At 68.0% G+C, this 20,229-nt stretch carries 14 protein-coding genes; 12 read left to right on the top strand and 2 right to left on the bottom strand.

What is annotated here, in order from left to right:
- Positions 1 to 8: 8 nt before the first annotated feature.
- Positions 9 to 1,583: a hypothetical protein gene (locus LHJ74_RS11165; protein ID WP_260217752.1), complete on the bottom strand. Its 1,575-nt coding sequence runs from the start codon at positions 1,581 to 1,583 to the stop codon at positions 9 to 11.
- Between the two features lie 91 nt (positions 1,584 to 1,674).
- Here LHJ74_RS11165 and LHJ74_RS11160 point away from each other — a divergent pair, with 91 nt between their 5' ends.
- A complete protein-coding gene (locus LHJ74_RS11160) occupies positions 1,675 to 1,908 on the top strand; it encodes a hypothetical protein (RefSeq protein WP_260217751.1) in 234 nt (77 codons plus the stop codon).
- A gap of 132 nt (positions 1,909 to 2,040) precedes the next feature.
- Here LHJ74_RS11160 and LHJ74_RS11155 read toward each other — a convergent pair whose 3' ends face one another.
- Positions 2,041 to 2,568: a hypothetical protein gene (locus LHJ74_RS11155; protein ID WP_260217750.1), complete on the bottom strand. Its 528-nt coding sequence runs from the start codon at positions 2,566 to 2,568 to the stop codon at positions 2,041 to 2,043.
- A gap of 187 nt (positions 2,569 to 2,755) precedes the next feature.
- Between LHJ74_RS11155 and folC the strand changes: the two genes are divergently transcribed.
- The 11 genes from folC (at position 2,756) to LHJ74_RS11100 (ending at position 20,125) form a co-directional block, all read left to right on the top strand.
- A complete protein-coding gene (gene folC / locus LHJ74_RS11150) occupies positions 2,756 to 4,288 on the top strand; it encodes a bifunctional tetrahydrofolate synthase/dihydrofolate synthase (protein WP_260217749.1) in 1,533 nt (510 codons plus the stop codon).
- On the top strand, positions 4,288 to 4,632 hold the full coding sequence (locus LHJ74_RS11145) for a DUF4233 domain-containing protein (RefSeq protein WP_260217748.1): 345 nt from the start codon (positions 4,288 to 4,290) through the stop codon (positions 4,630 to 4,632). The genes folC and LHJ74_RS11145 overlap by 1 nt, the downstream gene beginning before the upstream one ends.
- Before the next feature lie 295 nt (positions 4,633 to 4,927).
- Complete coding sequence (gene ndk, locus LHJ74_RS11140) at positions 4,928 to 5,341, top strand: nucleoside-diphosphate kinase (RefSeq protein WP_260217747.1); 414 nt, start codon at positions 4,928 to 4,930, stop codon at positions 5,339 to 5,341.
- A gap of 314 nt (positions 5,342 to 5,655) precedes the next feature.
- Positions 5,656 to 6,675, top strand: coding sequence for a rod shape-determining protein (locus tag LHJ74_RS11135; protein WP_027747053.1), 1,020 nt, complete (start codon positions 5,656 to 5,658; stop codon positions 6,673 to 6,675).
- A gap of 133 nt (positions 6,676 to 6,808) precedes the next feature.
- The gene (mreC, locus tag LHJ74_RS11130) at positions 6,809 to 7,756 is read left to right on the top strand and encodes a rod shape-determining protein MreC (RefSeq protein WP_260217746.1); all 948 of its coding nucleotides are present in this window, start codon (positions 6,809 to 6,811) and stop codon (positions 7,754 to 7,756) included.
- Complete coding sequence (mreD, locus tag LHJ74_RS11125; protein ID WP_260217745.1) at positions 7,756 to 8,481, top strand: rod shape-determining protein MreD; 726 nt, start codon at positions 7,756 to 7,758, stop codon at positions 8,479 to 8,481. The genes mreC and mreD overlap by 1 nt, the downstream gene beginning before the upstream one ends.
- 58 nt (positions 8,482 to 8,539) lie before the next feature.
- Positions 8,540 to 10,951: a penicillin-binding protein 2 gene (gene mrdA, locus LHJ74_RS11120; protein ID WP_260217744.1), complete on the top strand. Its 2,412-nt coding sequence runs from the start codon at positions 8,540 to 8,542 to the stop codon at positions 10,949 to 10,951.
- Positions 10,948 to 12,147: a rod shape-determining protein RodA gene (rodA, locus tag LHJ74_RS11115; protein ID WP_260217743.1), complete on the top strand. Its 1,200-nt coding sequence runs from the start codon at positions 10,948 to 10,950 to the stop codon at positions 12,145 to 12,147. Before mrdA ends, rodA begins: the two co-directional genes overlap by 4 nt.
- Before the next feature lie 38 nt (positions 12,148 to 12,185).
- Positions 12,186 to 13,799, top strand: coding sequence for a CYTH and CHAD domain-containing protein (locus tag LHJ74_RS11110; RefSeq protein ID WP_260217742.1), 1,614 nt, complete (start codon positions 12,186 to 12,188; stop codon positions 13,797 to 13,799).
- Positions 13,800 to 13,934: 135 nt separating this feature from the next.
- Complete coding sequence (locus LHJ74_RS11105) at positions 13,935 to 15,887, top strand: TIGR03960 family B12-binding radical SAM protein (RefSeq protein ID WP_260217741.1); 1,953 nt, start codon at positions 13,935 to 13,937, stop codon at positions 15,885 to 15,887.
- Positions 15,888 to 16,717: 830 nt separating this feature from the next.
- Positions 16,718 to 20,125, top strand: coding sequence for a PIN domain-containing protein (locus LHJ74_RS11100; protein WP_260217740.1), 3,408 nt, complete (start codon positions 16,718 to 16,720; stop codon positions 20,123 to 20,125).
- Positions 20,126 to 20,229: the final 104 nt, after the last annotated feature.

The following is a 20,229-nucleotide window of genomic DNA, read 5'->3' as shown; positions in this document are numbered from 1 at the left end:
CTGCGGCATCAATTTCCACCGCCTGCTAGCTTCTTGGCGCTGGTGCCACCATCGTTGGTCAAGGTTTCCAGTCTATTGCGTGTTGAAGACGATCCTCCGTCGTCGTCAATGTACTCGTTGTTCTCAGGCTTCTCTGCCCATTCTCTTTTGGCGTCAAGCCATGCATCCGCGAGTGCATCAGCCTGAACCTGGCGGGCCGCATAGGCCTCGTAGTTCTTGTCCGTGGCGTTGTCGTCGATGCGTGTCTGCTCGCTTTCCTGCCACGCCAGTGTGACCAGATCGATCCCGCGCTGCATGGTGTCGCCGACGAATGGAGTACCAGTGACCACCGCTCCTGGGCCGTGGTACATCCATGCCTTACCCCAGGCCGCCTCAGCGGATTGTTCTTCTTGAATAGTAACGATGGCGCCGTATCGGGCCTGCTCCAGGAATCCAAGGGTTTTTCCTGTGCGCAATAGACCCTGGTCGGGGTCACCCTTTTCAGTGTTGATGTCGTGGACCATTCCGTAGTTCATGCCTTCGTTGAGGATTCCATAGGATTCTTGGCTCCGTGAAACCTGTGTCACCGCTTCCAAGAGGTTCTTGCGATGTTCTTTCCACTGGTCTAGTTCTCTTCCTGCGAGGTCATCCGACCCGTCGTCGCTCATGTAGGCGTGCATGTCGACAGGCTGGTTGGCGATTGCCTGGGCCAGGGGTTCCCGCATGCGGGCGGGGAAGTCGTCCCCTCGGGCGGCCGAGTGGTCGACGGCATCGTGGAGAATGCGGTCGTGTGCGGCGGCATCACCGGCGCTCTCGTCGGGCTGATCTCTCGTCGCGGCATCCAGCGCGTCGCCGAACCCGGCGTAGTCGGGCAGGTCTTCCGACGGAGTGGTGTCCATGATGCTCGTGTGGCCGCCGCCGGGCCAGTCGCGGTCGCGCATCAGGTACGTGAGGTTGCCGTTGTCCTTCGGATCGAGGAACTGTGTTGCCGTCTTCGGGTCGTCACCCATTATTCCCAGCAGGCCGTCCAGCGGGTCGGCCGCGTTGCCGGGTTCGAGGCCGTAGCGGACGGCCCACATGCGTCCGCCGCCCTCGTCTTTCTCGAAATCGATGACGTCGTCAGCCAGCTCCTGTGTCAGGTAGTCGCTGTTCTTGTAGTTGCCGCCCGCCTCCATGAGGCCGACCAGTCGCTGATAGCCGTAGTCGACGTCCGTCTTGTCACCGAAGTTGTGCCTGCCGGTCTCCTTCAGCTCCGTGACGTACTCATCGGCCCACGTCCCTTCGCGGAAGGGACTCTTGCCACCGGGGCCGGGTTTGCCGGGGAATGCGGTGGCAAGCACCTGTGACAAGTCCCGGTCCATCGCGTCGTACCGGCCGTTCCCCTTCGCCGCACCCTCGACGAAACGGTCATGGAGCCTGAGGAGATCGTCCGGGTCTCCCAGTCCTTTGAGTAACGTGCGGGCATACACCCGGTCTTCGGAGTTGTCGCGCATCAGACGTTGCATCTCTACTGTCTCCGACGGTGACAGCTTCTCGCCGGAGTTGAGTTTGGTGGCCAGGTCCGTGGCTCGCTGGGCCTCGACCTTCTCCACGTCGGAGACCACGTCGTCGTTGAACCCGTGCTTTCCCGCGCGGGTGTTGTCGGGTGGTTCGACGGCTGCTCCCCTCGCTGAGGCCGGAGGTGTCGAAGCTGACGTGGCCGTCGGCGTCGACCGCCAGGTGGTTGTCTTTCGCCTGGTTGACCTGCCTGCGCAGGTGCTGCTGCTTATCCGACAGGTCCTTGAAGGCGTCTTTCAGCAGCTTCGAGATTCCTTCGGCCTGCTGCTTCGCACCGTCGAACTCGCCTGCGGAAACCTTGGCCACCTCGGCGTAGGAGACGAAGGCGAGGCCTTCCCACTGGCTGCTGATCAGCGGCCCGCTCACCCGTGACTGGTAGTTGGTGTGCAGGGTGCCGAAGCGTTCGCTCATCTTCTGCCATGCGGTCGCGGCGTCCTCCAGTTCCGAGAGGTCGGCCGACATGATGTCCCGGAATAACAGCGCCATCGCGCAGTCCCCGCCCGCTCAGCCGGCCGGTCGCAGCCCGGTCAGCTGATCCCCTGGATTCGTGGTGCCGAGACTGTTCGCGTCGGTGCCGTACCGGCCGAGGCCGGAGGCGAAATCCTCGTGCACCCGTGCGTCCTGTGTCTGGTATAAGACCTTTGCGCCACGCAGCGCATCGCGCTCACCACGCATCCGCTGCTCCAGGTTGCGCACCTGCTTGCCCCACTTGCGCAGTACGTCGTCCAGCCCTGACGAGGTCTGCCAGTTCAGCAGCGTGCTGTCGGACACGGGGCGCTCCGCGCCGAGCAATCCCGATGGCCGCGCGGCCGAGGCCCCTCCCACCAGCCCGTGTGCGCTGCGGATGTCCGGGAGTAGCGTCTCCTCTACGTACGAGGCGGCACCCGTCTTGGCGGCCTCGTCCGTGCTCAGCTTGCCGCTGCCACCCGCACCACCCACCGGAGCCGGGGAGTTGAGCTGCATCCGCGTCTGCTGTCCGGCGCGGGCCTGCGACACCAACGCGTCCCACTCCGCCTGGAATGCATCCGACATGGCTCCCCTTTGGACAGTCACCGACGATCACGTTAGGTAGTGGTTAGGTTACACGTTCGATAAGTGGGCGTCTCGGTTTCTGCTGCCCGCGAGGCGGTCGCGGCTGGGCCTCAGAGCCGCCTCGCCGTTGGCAGGAGTGGTGAGCCCATGAGCACGGAGGCGGCGCCGGCATCCGTAGACTGGCGGTGTGACCGACCAGCCCCAGGAACCTGAGCCCGACCCGGACGCCGACGCCGACAGTGACGCCTTCGAGGAGATCGTCGGTGAGGAGACCGGCAGGGACGCCGACCTCGCCGTGATCGAGGCGGGCAGCCGCACGCTTCGCGCGGTGTCGGGCCCCCCGCAGACAGACGATGTGCCCGGGCGCCCGGAGGACCCGGAGCTGGACCGGGCGCTGCGCGAGGTGGAGACGGAGCTCGCGACCCGCTGGGCGGAGACCAAGCTGGAGCCGTCCAGGGTGCGGATCGCCGCGCTGGTGGACATGCTGGGCGACCCGCAGCGGACGTACCCCTCGATCCATGTCACCGGCACCAACGGCAAGACCAGCACCGCGCGCATCATCGAGGCGCTGCTCGGCGCCTTCGAACTGCGCACCGGCCGGTACAGCAGCCCGCATGTCCAGTCCATCACCGAGCGGATCAGTGTGGACGGCGCGCCGCTGTCCGCCGAGAAGTTCATCGAGACCTATGAGGACCTCAAGCCGTTCATCGAGCTGGTGGACGAGCGGCAGAACTACCGGCTGTCCTTCTTCGAGGTGCTCACCGGCATGGCCTTCGCCGCCTTCGCCGACGCCCCCGTGGACGTCGCGGTGGTCGAGGTGGGGATGGGCGGCACCTGGGATGCCACCAATGTGATCGACGCGGCGGTCGCCGTCGTCACCCCCATAGCGCTGGACCATGTCGAGCGGCTCGGCGGCACGCCCGGCGAGATCGCGGGCGAGAAGGCCGGCATCGTCAAGACGGACTCCACCGTCGTGCTGGCACAGCAGCCGATCGACGCGGCGTCGGTGGTGCTGAAGCGTGCAGTGGAGGTGGATGCCACGGTCGCCCGTGAGGGCATGGAGTTCGGCCTGGTCTCCCGTGAGATCGCGGTCGGCGGTCAGCAGCTGACGCTGCGCGGCCTCGGTGGCGAGTACCCGGACCTCTTCCTGCCGATGCACGGCGCGCACATGGCGCACAACGCCTCGGTCGCGCTCGCGGCCGTCGAGGCGTTCTTCGGTATCGGCTCGGAGCACGCCCGCACGCTCGACGTGGACACCGTCCGGCAGGCGTTCGCTTCCGTGTCGAGCCCCGGCAGGCTGGAGCTCGTCCGTTCGTCGCCCTCCGTCCTCCTGGACGCCGCGCACAATCCGGCGGGCGCGCAGGCCACCGCGGCGGCGGTCACCGAGGCGTTCGGCTTCAGCAGGCTCATCGGCGTGGTCGGTCCGAGCGGGGACAAGGACGTACGCGGGCTGCTGGAGGCGTTCGAGCCGGTCTTCAACGACGTCGTCGTCACCCGTAACTCCACTCCTCGCGCGATGGACGTGGACGCCTTGGCGGCTCTGGCGGTCGAGGTGTTCGGGGAGGACCGGGTGGTGGTCGAGCCGCGGCTGGACGACGCGGTCGAGGCGGCGATCACGCTGGCGGAGGAGGAGGACGAGTACGCCGGCGCCGGTGTGCTGGTCACCGGATCGGTGATCACGGTCGGCGAGGCCCGGCTGCTGCTCGGAAGGAATCGGTAGTGCGTACTCTCTGCGCGAGCACCCTGATAGGTGAGTTCTTCGTCATCGGCTTCGCCGGGCTGGTCGCGATGAAGATGAGCGACCTGTCCACGGCGACGGTCTGGTCCGTGAGCGGCGTCGCGATGCTGGTGTGCCTTCTGCTGTGCGGGATGCTCGGCAGGCCGGGCGGGGTCCAGTCGGGCTGGGTGCTCCAGGCGGGCCTGATCGCCAGCGGCTTCGTGGTTCCGATGATGTTCTTCCTGGGTGCCTGCTTCGCCGGCCTGTGGTGGATGTCGATCCACTACGGCCGGGAGGTGGACCGGTTGAAGGCCGCGCGGGCTGCGGCCGAGCCTGACACTGCGTGACGGTGCGGCTGAGAGCCTGTCGGGTGGCCTCGGACCGGTTAGCGGACGTGGTCTGGTGCGTGCGATTCCTAGGCGGGGGAGGGAGTCGACGCGGAGCGTCGGCGACTGACGACAACGCGGGAAGCGTGCGTGCCAGGGCGTGGCCGCACGGTCCAAGGCCACCCGACAGGCTCCAAGGCAGGCCGGGGTTCCCGTGTAATCTGAAGGCCGCTCATCGCCGTACCGCCGTGGGGCTCCGGTCTGCCCGCCGCCCGCGCCCGTACGTGCTGTCCGCTGTATGCAAGGAGTCCGCACCATGAGCCAGCGCACGCTCGTCCTGCTCAAGCCCGATGCCGTACGCCGGGGTCTGATCGGTGAGATCATCGGCCGGTTCGAGAAGAAGGCGGGATGGACGATCCGCGCCCTGGAACTGCGCGAACTCGACCGTCCGCTGCTGGAGCAGCATTACGCCGAGCATGTGGGCAGGCCGTTCTACGAACCGCTGGTGGAGTTCATGTCCTCCGGCCCGTCCGTCGCGCTGGTGGTGGAAGGGGAGCGGGTGATCGAGGGCGTACGCGCACTGGCTGGCCCCACTGATCCGATCGCCGCCACGCCGGGTTCGATTCGCGGGGACTTCGGCACCATCGTGCGGGAGAATCTCATCCACGCCTCGGACTCCGAGGAGTCCGCGGAGCGAGAACTGAAGATTTTTTTCCCGGATTTCAGCTGACTCTTTATTGACGGGGCGTCAGTGCTGTGGCCCCGTGACCTGGGGCGACCGCATCGATCCGGTCGCCCTTTGGCATTGGCGCGGAAATCCGGGGGAACGCATCACCCGGACACGACGTCACCATTACGGGGGACGACCGGTGTTCCGCCGACAATGGCGGAGGCACCGTCGCCACGTGTCCGCGCGGCCGCGTTTACGATGGAGCCTCCCGCCACCGGGGGAGCCCGCCGCGCGGCCCGTACAAAGCTTCTGCCGTCCTCCCCCCACAAAATCGCTCCAGTTGGAAGGCCAGACGTATCCTCATGGCGAACAACATGTCGTTCATCGGCCGTGACATGGCTGTCGACCTCGGCACCGCCAACACGCTGGTGTACGTCAGAGGTCGCGGGATCGTCCTCAACGAACCATCCGTCGTCGCGATCAACACCAACACCGGTGGGATCCTCGCGGTCGGCGCCGAGGCGAAGAAGATGATCGGCCGCACCCCGGGCAACATCGTCGCGGTACGGCCGCTGAAGGACGGCGTGATCGCCGACTTCGAGATCACCGAGCGGATGCTGCGGTACTTCATTCTGAAGATCCATAAGCGCCGCTACCTGGCCCGGCCCCGCGTCGTCGTCTGTGTCCCCTCCGGCATCACGGGAGTCGAGCGCCGTGCCGTCATCGAGGCGTCGACGCAGGCGGGCGCGCGGCAGGTGCACATCATCGAGGAGCCGATGGCCGCCGCGATCGGCTCCGGCCTGCCCGTCCACGAGGCCACCGGCAACATGGTCGTGGACATCGGCGGCGGCACCACGGAGGTCGCCGTGATCTCGCTGGGCGGCATCGTGACCGCCCAGTCGATCCGCGTCGCGGGCGACGAACTCGACAACGCGATCATCCAGCACATCAAGAAGGAGTACAGCCTGCTGCTCGGCGAGCGCACCGCCGAGAGCATCAAACTCACCATCGGCTCGGCGTTCGACCTGGAGAAGGACGAGCACACCGAGATCCGCGGCCGTGACCTGGTCAGCGGGCTTCCCAAGACGGTGGTGATCTCGGCGACCGAGGTCCGCAAGGCAATCGAGGAGCCGGTCAACGCGATCGTCGACGCGGTCAAGACGACGCTCGACAAGTGCCCGCCGGAGCTGTCCGGCGATGTCATGGACCGGGGGATCGTCCTCACCGGCGGCGGCGCGCTGCTGCGAGGTCTGGACGAGCGGCTGCGCCATGAGACGGGGATGCCGATCCACATCGCGGAGGACCCGCTCGACTCGGTCGCCCTCGGCTCCGGCAAGTGCGTGGAGGAGTTCGAGGCGCTCCAGCAGGTGCTCGACGCGCAGCCACGGCGCTGACGGCGGCACCGCGCACCGCACCGCACCGCGCACCGACAACAGAATTCAGCGCCAACCTGCACACGCATGACCCGGTCCGACTGAGATCCCAACGAGATCCGACTGAGAACTGAGAAAGGCACGGCCGCCGCACGTGAGGGACACACGAGAAAGCCGGCTGCTGCTCGTCCTGCTGGTCGCCATCGCGTTCGCACTGATCACGGTGGACATCAGAGGGGGAGAGCAGTCTCCGCTCGACGGCGCGCGGCGGGGGGCCGCCTCCGTATTCGGCCCCGTGCAGGAGGGGGTGGCCACAGCCGTCGATCCCGTCGGCAACGCCGTCTCCGCCATCCGCGAGTCCGGCGACCGGCACGACCGCGTCAAGGAACTCGAGCAGGAGGTCATGGCGCTGAAACGGGAGGCCGGGTCCGAGGACGGCAACCGCGCCCGCGCACGCCAGCTCGACAAGCTGCTCAAGACCTCGGGAGCCGGGGGCTACGGCGTCAAGCCGGCCGAGGTCATCGCCATAGGAGCAACCCAGGGCTTCTCCTGGACGGTCACCATCGACGCGGGCACCGAGGACGGACTCAAGCGCGACATGACCGTGCTCAACGGCGACGGACTGGTCGGGCGGATCACCACCGCCGGGCCGTCCACCTCGACCGTGCTGCTCGCCAACGATCCCGACTTCACCGTCGGCACGCGGATGGAGGGCAACCGCGAGCTGGGTTTCGCCACCGGGCGGGGCGGCAACGCGATGAACGTCCAGCTGCTCAACGGCAAGACGAACGTGAAGAAGGGCGACCGGCTGGTCACCTTCGGCTCGCACGAGGGCAAGCCCTTCGTCCCCGGCGTGCCGGTCGGCACCGTCACGGAGGTGGAACGGCAGGGCGGGGATCTGACCCGGACCTTGCGGGTGCGGCCCTTCGTGGGCTTCACCAAGCTCGACGTCGTCGGAGTCGTGGTGGAGGGGCCGCGCGAGAATCCGCGCGACAAGGTGCTCACACCGGAACCGCCCAAGAGCGAGAAGAAGCCCAAGCCCACACCGACGGTCACCGTCACCGCCACCCCCGGTGCCCCGCCGCCCACAGGAGTTCAGTGATGAGAGTCAACCGGATTCTGCTCACCGTCCTCCTCGTCGTCGTCGCCCTGGTCGTCCAGGTGAGCGTGCTGGCCCGGCTCCAGCTGCCAGGTGCCGTACCGGACCTCCTGCTGCTGACCGTGCTGGGCCTGGCGATGGTCTACGGGCACACCGCGGGCGCCCTCGTCGGGTTCGCCGCCGGACTGCTGGCGGACATCGCCCCGCCCGCCGACCACGCGGTCGGACGGTACGCACTGGTCCTCTGCCTTGTCGGCTACGCGGCGGGGCTCACCAAGCCCGACACCGGCCAGCACCGCTCGGCGACCGTGCCGATGCTCGTGGTCGCCAGCGCCGCCATCAGCTCCACCCTGCTCTACGCCGGTGTGGGCGCGCTCGTGGGTGACGGCGCGGCCCGCCATGTCGGCCTGACCGACCTGCTGATCTCGGCCACGGTCTACGACCTGCTGCTGGCGCCCTTCACCGTCCCGGCGGTCATGGCGCTGGCCCGGCGCACCGAGCGCGACCCGCTGGCCGCGGACGCCTCGGGAGGCGCGGGAGGCGAGGGCGCCTTCGGCTGGCTGGGCTCCGGCACCGCGCGCGGTCTGCGCACCGGGCGCGGCGGTCTGGGCGCCGGGCGCACGGGCCGCAGCGGGAAGCCGGCGCGGATCGGCAGCCAGCGCGGTTCGCTGCTGGGCCGGACGGTGCGGTCCAGGGCGACGCGCATCAAGGGGGTCAAGCGGCTGTGAGCGCTGTGCGCACCGACGACCGTGCCGGCCCGCACTCCCGAACCGACAGGGGGCCGATGTGAGCAACATCCCGGAGACCGGGCGGACGCCACGGGTCACCATCAGGCTGGTCGCGATCCAGATCCTGGTGTTCTCGCTGCTGCTGACCCTCGGCGGGCGGCTGTGGTACCTCCAGATCCGCAACGGCGACGAATACCAGGAGAAGGCAGCCGGAAACCACGTCCAGCAGGTCGTCAATCCCGCTCCGCGCGGCGCCATCCTGGACGCGCGCGGTGTGCCGCTTGCCGACAACCAGACCCGTCTGGTGGTCACCGCCTCCCGTACCGAGCTGATGAAGATGCCGGACGACGGGGAAGCCGTGCTCGCGCGGCTGGCCGAAGTACTGAAGATGAAGCCCGCCGAGATCCAGCAGCGGGTGCGGCTGTGCGACTCCGAGACCCCCCAGCCCTGCTGGAACGGCTCGCCCTACCAGCCGATCCCGGTCACCGACGAGGCGACGACCGAGCAGGCGCTGCAGATCAGGGAGCGCACCGAGGAATTCCCGGGGATCAACGCCGAGCCCGCGGCCGTACGCCACTACCCGGCACCGTACGGCGCCAACACCTCGCAGGTGCTGGGCTATCTCTCGCCGGTCACCGACGAGGAGATCGAGAAGGCGAAGGACACCGACTCGCCGTTCCTCTCCTCCGACCAGATCGGCCGCTCCGGGCTGGAGCGCAGCTACAACAAGGACCTGCGCGGCGACGCGGGCGTCACCCGTTACGAGGTGGACAAGCTGGGACGGGTGATGGGCCGGGGCGAGAGCGAGCAGGCCGAGGCCGGTTCCAGCCTCATCACCAGCCTCGACTCGCGGGTGCAGGCCGTTGCCGAGCGGGAGCTCGAAAAGGCGATGAAGGAAGCCCGGAAGCAGCACGACGACAACACCGGCCGCAACTACGAGGCCGACGCGGGCGCCGTCGTGGTGATGGAGTCCAAGACCGGGCGGGTCGTCTCGATGGCCTCCAATCCGGAATACGACCCCAACGCCTGGGTCGGCGGCATCTCCGCCAAGGACTACAAGCGGCTGACCGGCGCCGGTTCCAACTTCCCGCTGATCAACCGGGCGATACAGGGTCTCTCCGCACCCGGCTCCGTCTTCAAGGTGGTCTCCACCGCCGCCGCGCTGAAGGCGGGGCACGACTTCAACGACACCTTCGACTGCTCCCCCTCGTACACGATCGGCGGCCAGGAGTTCAAGAACTACGAGTCGAAGGGCTACGGGTCGATCAATCTCGGCCGGGCGCTGGAGGTCTCCTGCGACACCGTCTTCTACCGCCTCGCGCACAAGGAGTGGCTCAAGGACGGCGGGACGAAGCCGAAGAAGGACCCCGCCGACTGGTTCTACAAGACCGCGCGGGACTTCGGCCTCGGCGAGAAGACGGGCATCGACGTCCCCAACGAGGTCAGCGGCCGGATCCCGGGCCGTCAGTGGAAGAAGGACTACTGGGAGGCGAACAAGGACCAGTGGTGCAAGGTCAAGGACGCCAAGACCTACGCCGAGAAGATCGCCAAGGAGAACTGCGTCTCCGGTATGAAGATGCGCGCCGGTGACAGCGTCAACTACTCCATCGGGCAGGGCGACACACTGGTCACCCCGGTCCAGATGGCGACGATCTACGCCGCGATCAGCAACGGCGGCACGCTCTACGACCCCACCGTCGGCAAGGCCGTCGTCAACGCGGCGGGCACCAAGGTCGACGAGATCGAGCCGAAGGCGCACGGCAAGCTGCCGATAGGGAAATCCGAGCTGAAGGAGATGGACAAGGCGCTCGAAGGCGTGGCCACTCGGGGCACCGCCGCCTGGCGCTTCGGCGGCTGGCCGCAGGACAAGATCCCGATGCACGCCAAGACCGGCACCGCCGAAGTCGCGGGCAAGCAGACCACCTCGTGGTTCACCACGTACACCGAGGACTACACGGTCGTGATGACGATCTCCCAGGGCGGCACCGGCTCCGGGGCCTCGGGGCCGGCCGTGCGCAACATCTACAACGAGCTGTACGGGGTCGACGAGAAGGGCGGCATCGACGAGAAGCGCGCCCTGCTTCCCAAGCCCGAGTCCGCCCTGCCCAAGGTCAGCTCCGACGGCCAGGTCCAGGCCGAACGCGACAAGGCCTTCCTCAAGCGCCTCAAGAAGGATGACGGCGGCAGCGTCAGCGACCCAGCCGAGGGCGACAGCCCCGCCGACACGGGCGGTACGGGCGCTACTGGCGAGACCGGGGTGCCCGGTCAGTCGGTGGAGCCGGGTGCGGAAGGCGAGCCCGGAGCCCAAACCGTCGCGGACGGACAGACGGCCGCGACCGACGGCGCGGGCGGCCAGGGCGGCGGCACCGGGGGAGACGGCGCGAGCACGGCCGGTACCAACGCCGCCCGGACGGAGAGCCGGGGCAGATCCGGCACCCCCGCCCAAGTCGATGACGGGGGAGCCGAGTGAGCACGCACTCCTACCCGCTCGGCGGCTACGGTCCCCAGCGCCGCTCCGCGTGGAGCAAGATCACCACGCGCGGCTCCGTCGCCTGGCGTCTCGACTGGCTGCTGCTGCTCGCGGCCACCGCCCTGTCCTGCCTGGGCGGCGTGCTGATCTACTCGGCAACCCGCAACCGCACGGAGATCAACCAGGGCGACCCGTACTACTTCCTCTACCGGCACGCTTTCAGCTTCGCCGTCGGCCTGGTGCTGATGGCGGTCACGGTCTGGCTGGGCCACCGGCGGCTGCGCGGCGCGGTCCCGGTGCTCTACGGGCTCTCGCTGCTGCTCACCCTGCTCGTGCTGACTCCGCTGGGCGCGACGATCAACGGCCAGCGCGCATGGATCCAGCTGGGCGCGGGTTTCTCCCTCCAACCCGCCGAGCTGACCAAGATCTCGGTGATCCTGGGCATGGCGATGCTGCTCGCCGCCCGGGTCGACGCGGGCGACCGCGAGTATCCGGACCACCGGACGGTGCTCCAAGCACTGGCCATGGCGGCGGCCCCGATCGCGGTCATCCTGATGATGCCGGACCTCGGCTCGGTGATGGTGCTCGTCCTGATCGTGCTGGGAGTGCTCCTCGCCTCCGGTGCGTCCAATCGCTGGGTCGTCGGCCTGGTGACTGCGGGGGCGGGCGGTGCTGTACTGGTATGGGCCCTCGGCGTCCTCGACGAGTACCAGATCAACCGCTTCGCCGCCTTCGCCAACCCGGCCCTGGACCCGTCGGGCGTCGGCTACAACACCAACCAGGCCCGTATCGCCATCGGTTCCGGCGGTCTGACCGGCAAGGGGCTCTTCGAGGGCACGCAGACCACCGGCCAGTTCGTACCGGAGCAGCAGACCGACTTCATCTTCAGCGTCGCCGGTGAGGAGCTGGGCTTCGTCGGCGGGGGCCTGATCATCGCGCTGATGGGCGTGGTGCTGTGGCGTGCCTGCCGGATCGCGCGCGAGACCACCGAGCTGTACGGGACGATCGTGGCGTCGGGGGTGATCGCCTGGCTCGCCTTCCAGACCTTCGAGAACATCGGCATGACGCTCGGCATCATGCCGGTGGCGGGGTTGCCGCTGCCCTTTGTCTCCTTCGGGGGCACCTCGATGTTCGCGACCTGGATCGCTATCGGACTCCTACAGTCGATCAAGGTCCAACGGCCCGTGTCGGCCTGACCATTGCGAAGCGGCCCTCCCGGGATTACGTTCCGGACATGGCGGACGTCGTACGCGAAATCGAGCGCAAGTACGAGATCACCGAATTCACCGGCACCGACGACACGGGGGAGACCGGCGGCCCCAAGCTGCCAGGTCTCGCCGTACGGGGCGTGGACTCCGTCGCCGACAGGGGCACCGTCCAGCTCGACGCGGTCTACTACGACACCGAGGACGGCCGGCTCGCCGCCGACGGGATCACCCTGCGGCGGCGCACCGGCGGCAGCGACTCCGGCTGGCACCTGAAACTGCCGGTCGAGCCCGGCGTACGGGACGAGATCCGGGCACCGCTGACGGATGTGCCGCCGCGCGCGCTGGTCGCGCTCGTGCGCTCGCGCATCCGTGAGCGCGGGCTGGTCCCCGTCATGCGGCTGCGCTCCGAGCGCCGGGTGCGCCACCTGCTGGACGGCTCGGGCACGCTGCTCGCCGAGGTGGCTGTGGACCGGGTACGGGCCGAGCGCCTGCCGGACGGCGGCACCGCCGGATGGACGGAGGTCGAGGCCGAACTCGGCGAGGCGGGCGGGACCGACCTGCTGGACCGCATGGAGAAGCGCCTCCTGAAGGCCGGGCTGCGACGCGCTTCCGCCGCCTCGAAACTGGAGCGCGCGCTGGCGTCGACGGCTCCCCGAAGCGCCCCCGGCTCCGCTTCAGGGGTGAAGGACTCCGCGCCCGTCACCGCCGGGGACTGCGTCCTGCGCTATGTCCGCGCCCAGGTGGCGGCCCTTGTCGAACTCGACCCCGCCGTACGCCGCGACCTGCCCGACTCCGTGCACCGCATGCGCGTCGCCACCCGCCGCCTGCGCAGCTGCTTCCGCTCGTACGGCAGATTCCTGGACCGCGCCGTCACCGATCCGCTGGGCGACGAGCTGAAGTGGCTGGCCGGAGAGCTGGGCTACGACCGTGACCGCGAGGTACTGACCGCACGGCTGTCCGAACGGATCGGTGAGCTGCCCCGCCCGCTCCTGCTCGGGCCCGTACGCGGGCGGCTGCGTACCTTCTCGCACTCCCGCCGCGCCGGGACCCGCAGCCAGCTGATCGCCGTGCTCGACGGCCGCCGCCACCTCGCGCTGCTCGACGCGCTCGACGCCCTGCTGGCCGCGCCGCCACTGCTGCCCCAGGCCGCCGCGGTGGCGTCCGGTCCGGCCCTGGCCAAGGTGGTCGACCGGGACGTCGAACGGCTCGCCGTCCGCGTGCGGGAGGCGATCGGCGCGCCACCCGGCGAGGCGCGCGACACGGCGATGCACTCGGCGCGCAAGGCGGCCAAGCGCGCCCGCTACGCCGCGGAGGCGGCTCGGCCCGCCTACGGCCGCACGGCAAAGCGGTACGCGGCGCGGATGACGTCCGTGCAGGAGCTGCTCGGCGAGCACCAGGACAGCGTGCTCGCCCGGCAGGCGCTGCGCGAGATCGCGCTCCAGGCCCACGCGGCGGGCGAACAGTCCTTCAGCTACGGCGTGATGTACGAACGCGAGGTGGCACGTGCCGCCGAGTGCGAGCGCGAACTGCCGGACCTGTGGCACGCCGTACTCGCCGCCCTCCGCACCTCCCCCCTCGGCTCCGGCCCGAGCGGCCCGGCCCCCGACGGCGGGGCGGCGAGCGGGGCGGATCTCGACTGACGCGGCACCAGGGTCTGCCCGGGCGTCTGCCTGCGGCAGGGCGCGTCGCGCCCGGGGCGCTACGCTGAATGGTCACCTCCGTACGCCCTCTTTGCTCAGCTCCGTACGAACGACCCCGATCCGAGGACACCACCCATGCCAGTCGAGTCGGTCTTCCCGCGCCTGGAGGCCCTCCTCCCGCACGTCCAGAAGCCGATCCAGTACGTCGGCGGAGAACTCAACTCCACGGTCAAGGAGTGGGACGCCACTGACGTCCGCTGGGCGCTGATGTATCCGGACGCCTACGAGGTGGGTCTGCCCAACCAGGGCGTCATGATCCTCTACGAGGTGCTGAACGAGCGCGAGGGAGTCCTCGCCGAGCGCACGTACAGCGTGTGGCCGGATCTCGAGAAGCTGATGCGCGAGCACGACGTGCCGCAGTTCACGGTGGACGGCCACCGCCCGGTCGGCGCCTTCGACGTGTTCGGGATCTCCTTCGCCACCGAGCTGGGCTACACCAACATGCTCACCGCGCTGGAGCTGGCCGGAATCCCGCTGGAGTCCCGGGACCGCACGGAGGACCACCCGCTGGTGATCGCCGGCGGCCATGCGGCCTTCAATCCGGAGCCGGTCGCCGACTTCCTGGACTGCGCGATCGTCGGCGACGGCGAGCAGGCGGTGCTGGAGGTCACCGGCATCATCCGTGCCTGGAAGGCGGAGGGCCGCCCTGGTGGCCGGGAGGAGCTGCTGCTGCGGCTCGCCCGCACGGGCTCGGTGTACGTGCCGGGGTTCTACGACGTGGAGTACCTGTCCGACGGCCGCATCGCCCGCGTGGTGCCGAACCGCTCCGGCGTACCGTGGCGGATCTCGAAGCACACGGTGATGGACCTGGACGAGTGGCCGTATCCCAAGCAGCCCCTCGTCCCGCTCGCGGAGACGGTGCACGAGCGGATGTCCGTGGAGATCTTCCGGGGCTGCACACGCGGCTGCCGCTTCTGCCAGGCGGGCATGATCACCCGTCCGGTGCGGGAGCGGAGCATCACCGGCATCGGCGACATGGTCGAAAAGGGGCTCAAGGCCACCGGCTTCGAGGAGGTCGGCCTGCTGTCGCTCTCCTCCGCCGACCACAGCGAGATCGGCGACATCGCCAAGGGCCTCGCGGACCGCTATGAGGAGGACAAGGTCGGCCTGTCGCTCCCCTCCACCCGGGTCGACGCCTTCAACATCGACCTTGCCAACGAGCTGACCCGCAACGGCCGCCGCTCCGGGCTGACCTTCGCGCCCGAGGGCGGCAGCGAACGCCTCCGCAAGGTCATCAACAAGATGGTCTCCGAGGAGGACCTGATCCGCACCGTCGCCACCGCGTACGGCAACGGCTGGCGGCAGGTCAAGCTCTACTTCATGTGCGGCCTGCCGACCGAGACCGACGAGGACGTGCTCCAGATCGCCGACATGGCGACCCGGGTGATCGCCAAGGGCCGTGAGGTCTCCGGAGCCAACGACATCCGGTGCACGGTGTCGATCGGCGGCTTCGTACCCAAGCCGCACACGCCCTTCCAGTGGTCCCCGCAGCTGTCCGCGGAGGAGACCGACGCCCGGCTGAAGAAGCTGCGCGACAAGATCCGCGCCGACAAGAAGTACGGCCGCTCGATCGGCTTCCGCTACCACGACGGCAAGCCCGGCATCGTCGAGGGCCTGCTCTCGCGGGGCGACCGGCGGGTGGGCGCGGTGATCCGCGAGGTGCACGCCCAGGGCGGCCGGTTCGACGGCTGGCGCGAGTACTTCAGCTACGACCTGTGGATGGCGGCGGCCGAGAAGGCGCTGCCGCCGCTCGGCGTGGACGTCGACTGGTACACCACCCGGGAGCGCGGTTACGAGGAGGTGCTCCCCTGGGACCACCTCGACTCCGGTCTGGACAAGGACTGGCTCTGGGAGGACTGGCAGGACGCCCTGGACGAGACGGAGGTCGAGGACTGCCGCTGGACCCCGTGCTTCGACTGCGGTGTCTGCCCGCAGTTCGATACATGGCCACAACTGAGTGAGAGCGGCAAGAAGTTGCTCCCGCTGACGGTCACGAAGGACGCCCCGACCAGCGGACACACCCACTGACGTGAGTGAGGCGTTGCGGCGCATCGCGGAGGCTCTGGGGGACGGCAGCGAGGAAGAGGCGGCTGCCGTCCTCAGGGCGCTCGGTGCTCGGGGTGGGCGGCAGGAGATCGTGCGGGAGACGCCGAGAACGCCTCTGCCGCCTCCTGGGAGCCCGACGGCTGTCCAGTCCGAGGTGGAGTGGGTCTGAGGACTGAGAGCCTGCGAGAAGGCAGCAGACGGCGCCAGATCACCCGTGCACTCTCAGCCTGCTCGGTGTCTTCACGTCCCAGGTAGCACGCAGACCGCCGCTTCCTGCAACTTGGTTCGGGTATTTGATCTAGCACCTTGCCGCTACGGTCTCATCAGAGGGCCAAGGAGGGCACTCTCTGTTCTTCTGGGCAGAACGGGCGTTGGGGGAAGGCCGATGAGCTGATGGCTATGACGGGGACGGCACGCGTGTGGGTATCGGTGACGGCTGTGTTGACCGGCCTGGCGACCGTCGCACTGGCCCTGGTCGCTGTGTTCGCGGACCCCGACACAACAGAGCGGACTGTAGGGGTGGTGGGTGCGGTCGGCACCCTGGTCGGCTTGCTCGTGGCTGTCATTGCTTTGTTCCGCAACCCAGGTGGCGGGTCTACAGGTGGGCGACGCGTGCGTGGCGGCCGCGGATCGGTCGTGGCCGGCGGCAACATCACCGGCTCCGCGATCGGGAACAACTCAACGGTGACTGGTCCCCACACCACACCCAGTACCGCAGCGAGGCGAAGCGCAGATGACGTGCGCGCTGGTAGAGACGGGATCGCGGCCGGCGGTGACATCACGGACAGCGCCCTCGGAGAGGGTAGTGAACGGTGAAGTCGTTTTCCTGGATGCGCCGCAAGGGCCAGACCGCCGTCCCGCAGGGCGAAGCAGTTTCCGTCGAAGTTACGCGGACGGTGTCGGCCAGTCCGGGTGCGGTTGCGGCTGGCGGGGCGATCACCCATTCTGCGATCGGCGATAACAACACGGTCACGTACATTGAGAAGCAGTATGTGACTGACGGGGGCGCAACGTTGGGGGCAGGCCGGTCCGGCTTCGATCAGGCGCTAGCCACCCTGCCACCTGCATTCCAAGAAGAAGCACGTCAATTGCGTGATCGCTGGCCTGACGTGGACGTGGTCGTCAATCAGCTTCCGACAGGTATGACTGCACGCAAGGAGATATTGGAGCAATGGGCCGAGCACGAGCCACAATGGCTCGTCAGCGCCCCCGTCCACGCATTTCCTTGGCTAGCCCAACTGGCGTCGACATACGATGCTCACACCGCATCGTTCTCGTTCTATGACCGCGCGGTACGCGATGGCGGATACCCTCGTGACCTCCTGGTCGTACGGGCTGCTCTGCAGGCAGAGACAACGCCCGAGGGTAGCGCCCGCTCGTACTTGGCGGCTCATCAAGACCTCGACTCGCCGCTGGTCCGTGCCTTGCTATCTATCCTCGACGACGACCGGCCCGCAGCCCTGGGCTACCTCAGCCGGTGGACAGCTCCTGATGACAGTGCGCAGGTTCTGCAGCTTCTTCTGAGAACGGAGGCTCTCGTAGGCCAGGGCTTGACCGACCAGGCTCTGCCAGCGCTGCGTGAGGCGGATGGCGCACGCTTTCCTCAGCTTGGGCTGGCGCTGGCACATGCTCTGTTGCAGCGAGCCACACGCCGCGCTACACGCAGCAAGCTCGCCGACGCACAGGAAGCCCTGGCCGTCGCCCTACGGGCGCGTAACGCACGTCGGGAATGGTTCGGTGACAGCGCGGCGGCGGTGGTCCTAGGAATGCAGGCCGCGGTGTTCAGCCAAGGTCTGTCGACCGCCTGGGCTCTCTCGCAGCCGGCTCCAGATGGAGACGCAGACGCGCACGAAGCGGAGGACCCGCGGGTCCAGGAGGAAAGTGCCTTGATCGCGGCGCTGACGGGCCGCGAACACCGGGCACGCGAGCTTTTGAGCGTGGTGACAAGCTCGTTCGCCAAAGCGCAGGTGCTGGCTGTGCTCGAGGAACGCCGTGTCGGTAGCGACAGCGAGGACGAGCGAGTAGCCGAAGCCTGGCAACGCGCCTGGGATGCAGCGGAGCCAGGGCCCGAACAGCTCATGGCGGCCACGGGGCTGGTGGAGTGTGGGCGGAACCTGCCTGAGATCACTCACTTGAAGGACGACTATCCCGAGGCAGTAGCGGATCTCGAGAAGTTCGCCCGCGCTGTCAGGGGCACAGCGGGCGGAGATCTGTCGGTCCTGCGCGCCAACGCGAACCAGAGTCCGATCATCGCCCTGAAACTGGCGCAGCGCTATCAACAACTCGATGATCTCGAAGCGGCCGCGGCCACCCTGCAAGAAGCCGCGGCACAATGGCGCGATGCGCAGCTGATGACAATGGCAGCCCGTGCCTATCAACAAGCCAGGGACTACGAGAAGGCTAAAGAGTGCGCTGAGAGCGCATTGCGGATCGCCGGCCCGGGCTGGGCTGCACAGGGCGCGATGTATGAGCTGCTCGTTGAGACGGAATCCGCCGCAGGGAACTGGGATCGGGCCACGGACGCGGCCATCGTGCTCCTCGGACTGGATCCGCACAATCTTGACGCACGCTGGGCCCTGGTGAGGTGCTACGTCACACGGGCACGGCCCAACGACGCATGGCGGACACTCACCGAACTCGGGGAAGCTGCCCCACCACGGCGCCGGGACGAAGCGCTGCTGTGGGTGCAGCTCGGTGCACGTCACTCTACTGATCCTCAATTCGTCGGGCGTGCGCTGGAGCTGATGCAGAACTGGCCAGAGGATGAAGAACTCTTGGGGATCTTCCTGGGCGTTCTTCTCTGGCGCACCACCACGACGCAGCCCATGAGCGCAGAAGCGGTCGAGCTGCTGCATGAAGCGAGTTCGGACTACCAGGAACGCTTCCCGGATAGCGTCTACTTCCGTGCCCTCGATGCCACCGATCCGCATGCGGTACTCGAAGAGCTCGGCAAGGGCCTGCGCCGTGAGCACGAGGACGAGGGCCGCCGGGAAATCCGGGAGCGGATCAACAAGGGTCAGCTTGCCATCGGGATGCTGGCTGTTATGAGTGGCAGGTCATACGCCGAGGTGTGTGTGCGGCTCACTGCAGAACCTCCTGGACTGTTCGCCTCCGACCCGACCGCGATCACGGTGGAAGCAGGCGCAATCCAGGTCGCGTCGACCCGGCGGGTGGTCGTGGATACGAGTGCGGCGGTGTCTCTCGCCCTGTTGGAGCCGGGTGCCGCCGAACGGCTCATCGGCTCCTGCCAGACCATCGTGACAACCGACCAGATCGTCGGCGATGTTTTCCACGCCGTCGACTCATTCGCCCTGCGGTCCGATGCCACGCTGGTCTGGAACGAGGAGGAATCGCGGCCGACTCTTCACGTTGCGTCGGACAGTCAGGTGAGTGCTCGGCGTCGCTCCCTTGAGCGTGCCGCCGACATCGTGCGGTCACTGCCCCGAGTGGCCCGACCAGAGCTGCGTGCACTGCCTGGGCTGTCTGCCGGCCGCGGCGCGGAGGTATGGCTCACGGCCCTGGATCATGCCAAGGAGCACGACCTGGTGTTGTGGTGCGACGACCGGGCTCTGCGCACGTTGGCCCGGTCGGCGGGTGTACCCGCATTCGGAACGCTGGCCCTGATCGATGCGTGTCAACGCCAGCAAACCATGACACCACAGGAGGCAATGGCTCTGAGAGCCGAACTCCTGCGGCATTACTACATGGACATCCCCTTCTCCAGCGACCTGTACGGTTTCGCAGCGCAGGCCGACGGCTGGCACGCACGAGGAGTAGCTGCCGCGATCACACGACCGACAGCCTGGAGCGATCCGCGGGGCGTGGTGCGGTTGGTTCTCGACGCGGTTGCACAGATCATCGATTCTGAACCGGACCATGCTTCGGCCTGGCTGGCAGCTGCTTACGCAGGCCTCTGGCAGGCAACGCTGCCTTCCCACAGGTCCGGCAATATGCAGAAGTTTTCCGTCCAAGCCTTGACTCAGCCCTGGGTCTCCGACTCATCACTGCCCTTCCTCCTGGCAGGTCTACACAACGGGGCCGCGGAGGTTCAAAGCGGTGACGGTCCGCTGATGGCCGCCCTGGCTCGCTACTACGAAGCGCTAATTCGGCAAATGGGTCATCCCCGGGCAGGAACGGCGCTCATGAACCTGTTCAGCCACGCTTCCGAATCGGACAAGTCTGCAGTTGCACGCATCGTGATCACGCACCGCGACGAGTAGCACAGGTCGAGCAGGCGGGCATCCTCTACATCCTGTTGTCGACCACACAGCAAGGGGCTGCGAGACGGGCCTCGGTTGATGTGATCTTGCGACATTCCGAGGCG

The organism is Streptomyces gossypii (assembly GCF_025165795.1).
Lineage (GTDB): Bacteria > Actinomycetota > Actinomycetes > Streptomycetales > Streptomycetaceae > Streptomyces > Streptomyces gossypii.
This window is presented reverse-complemented; position numbering and strand designations above follow the sequence as displayed.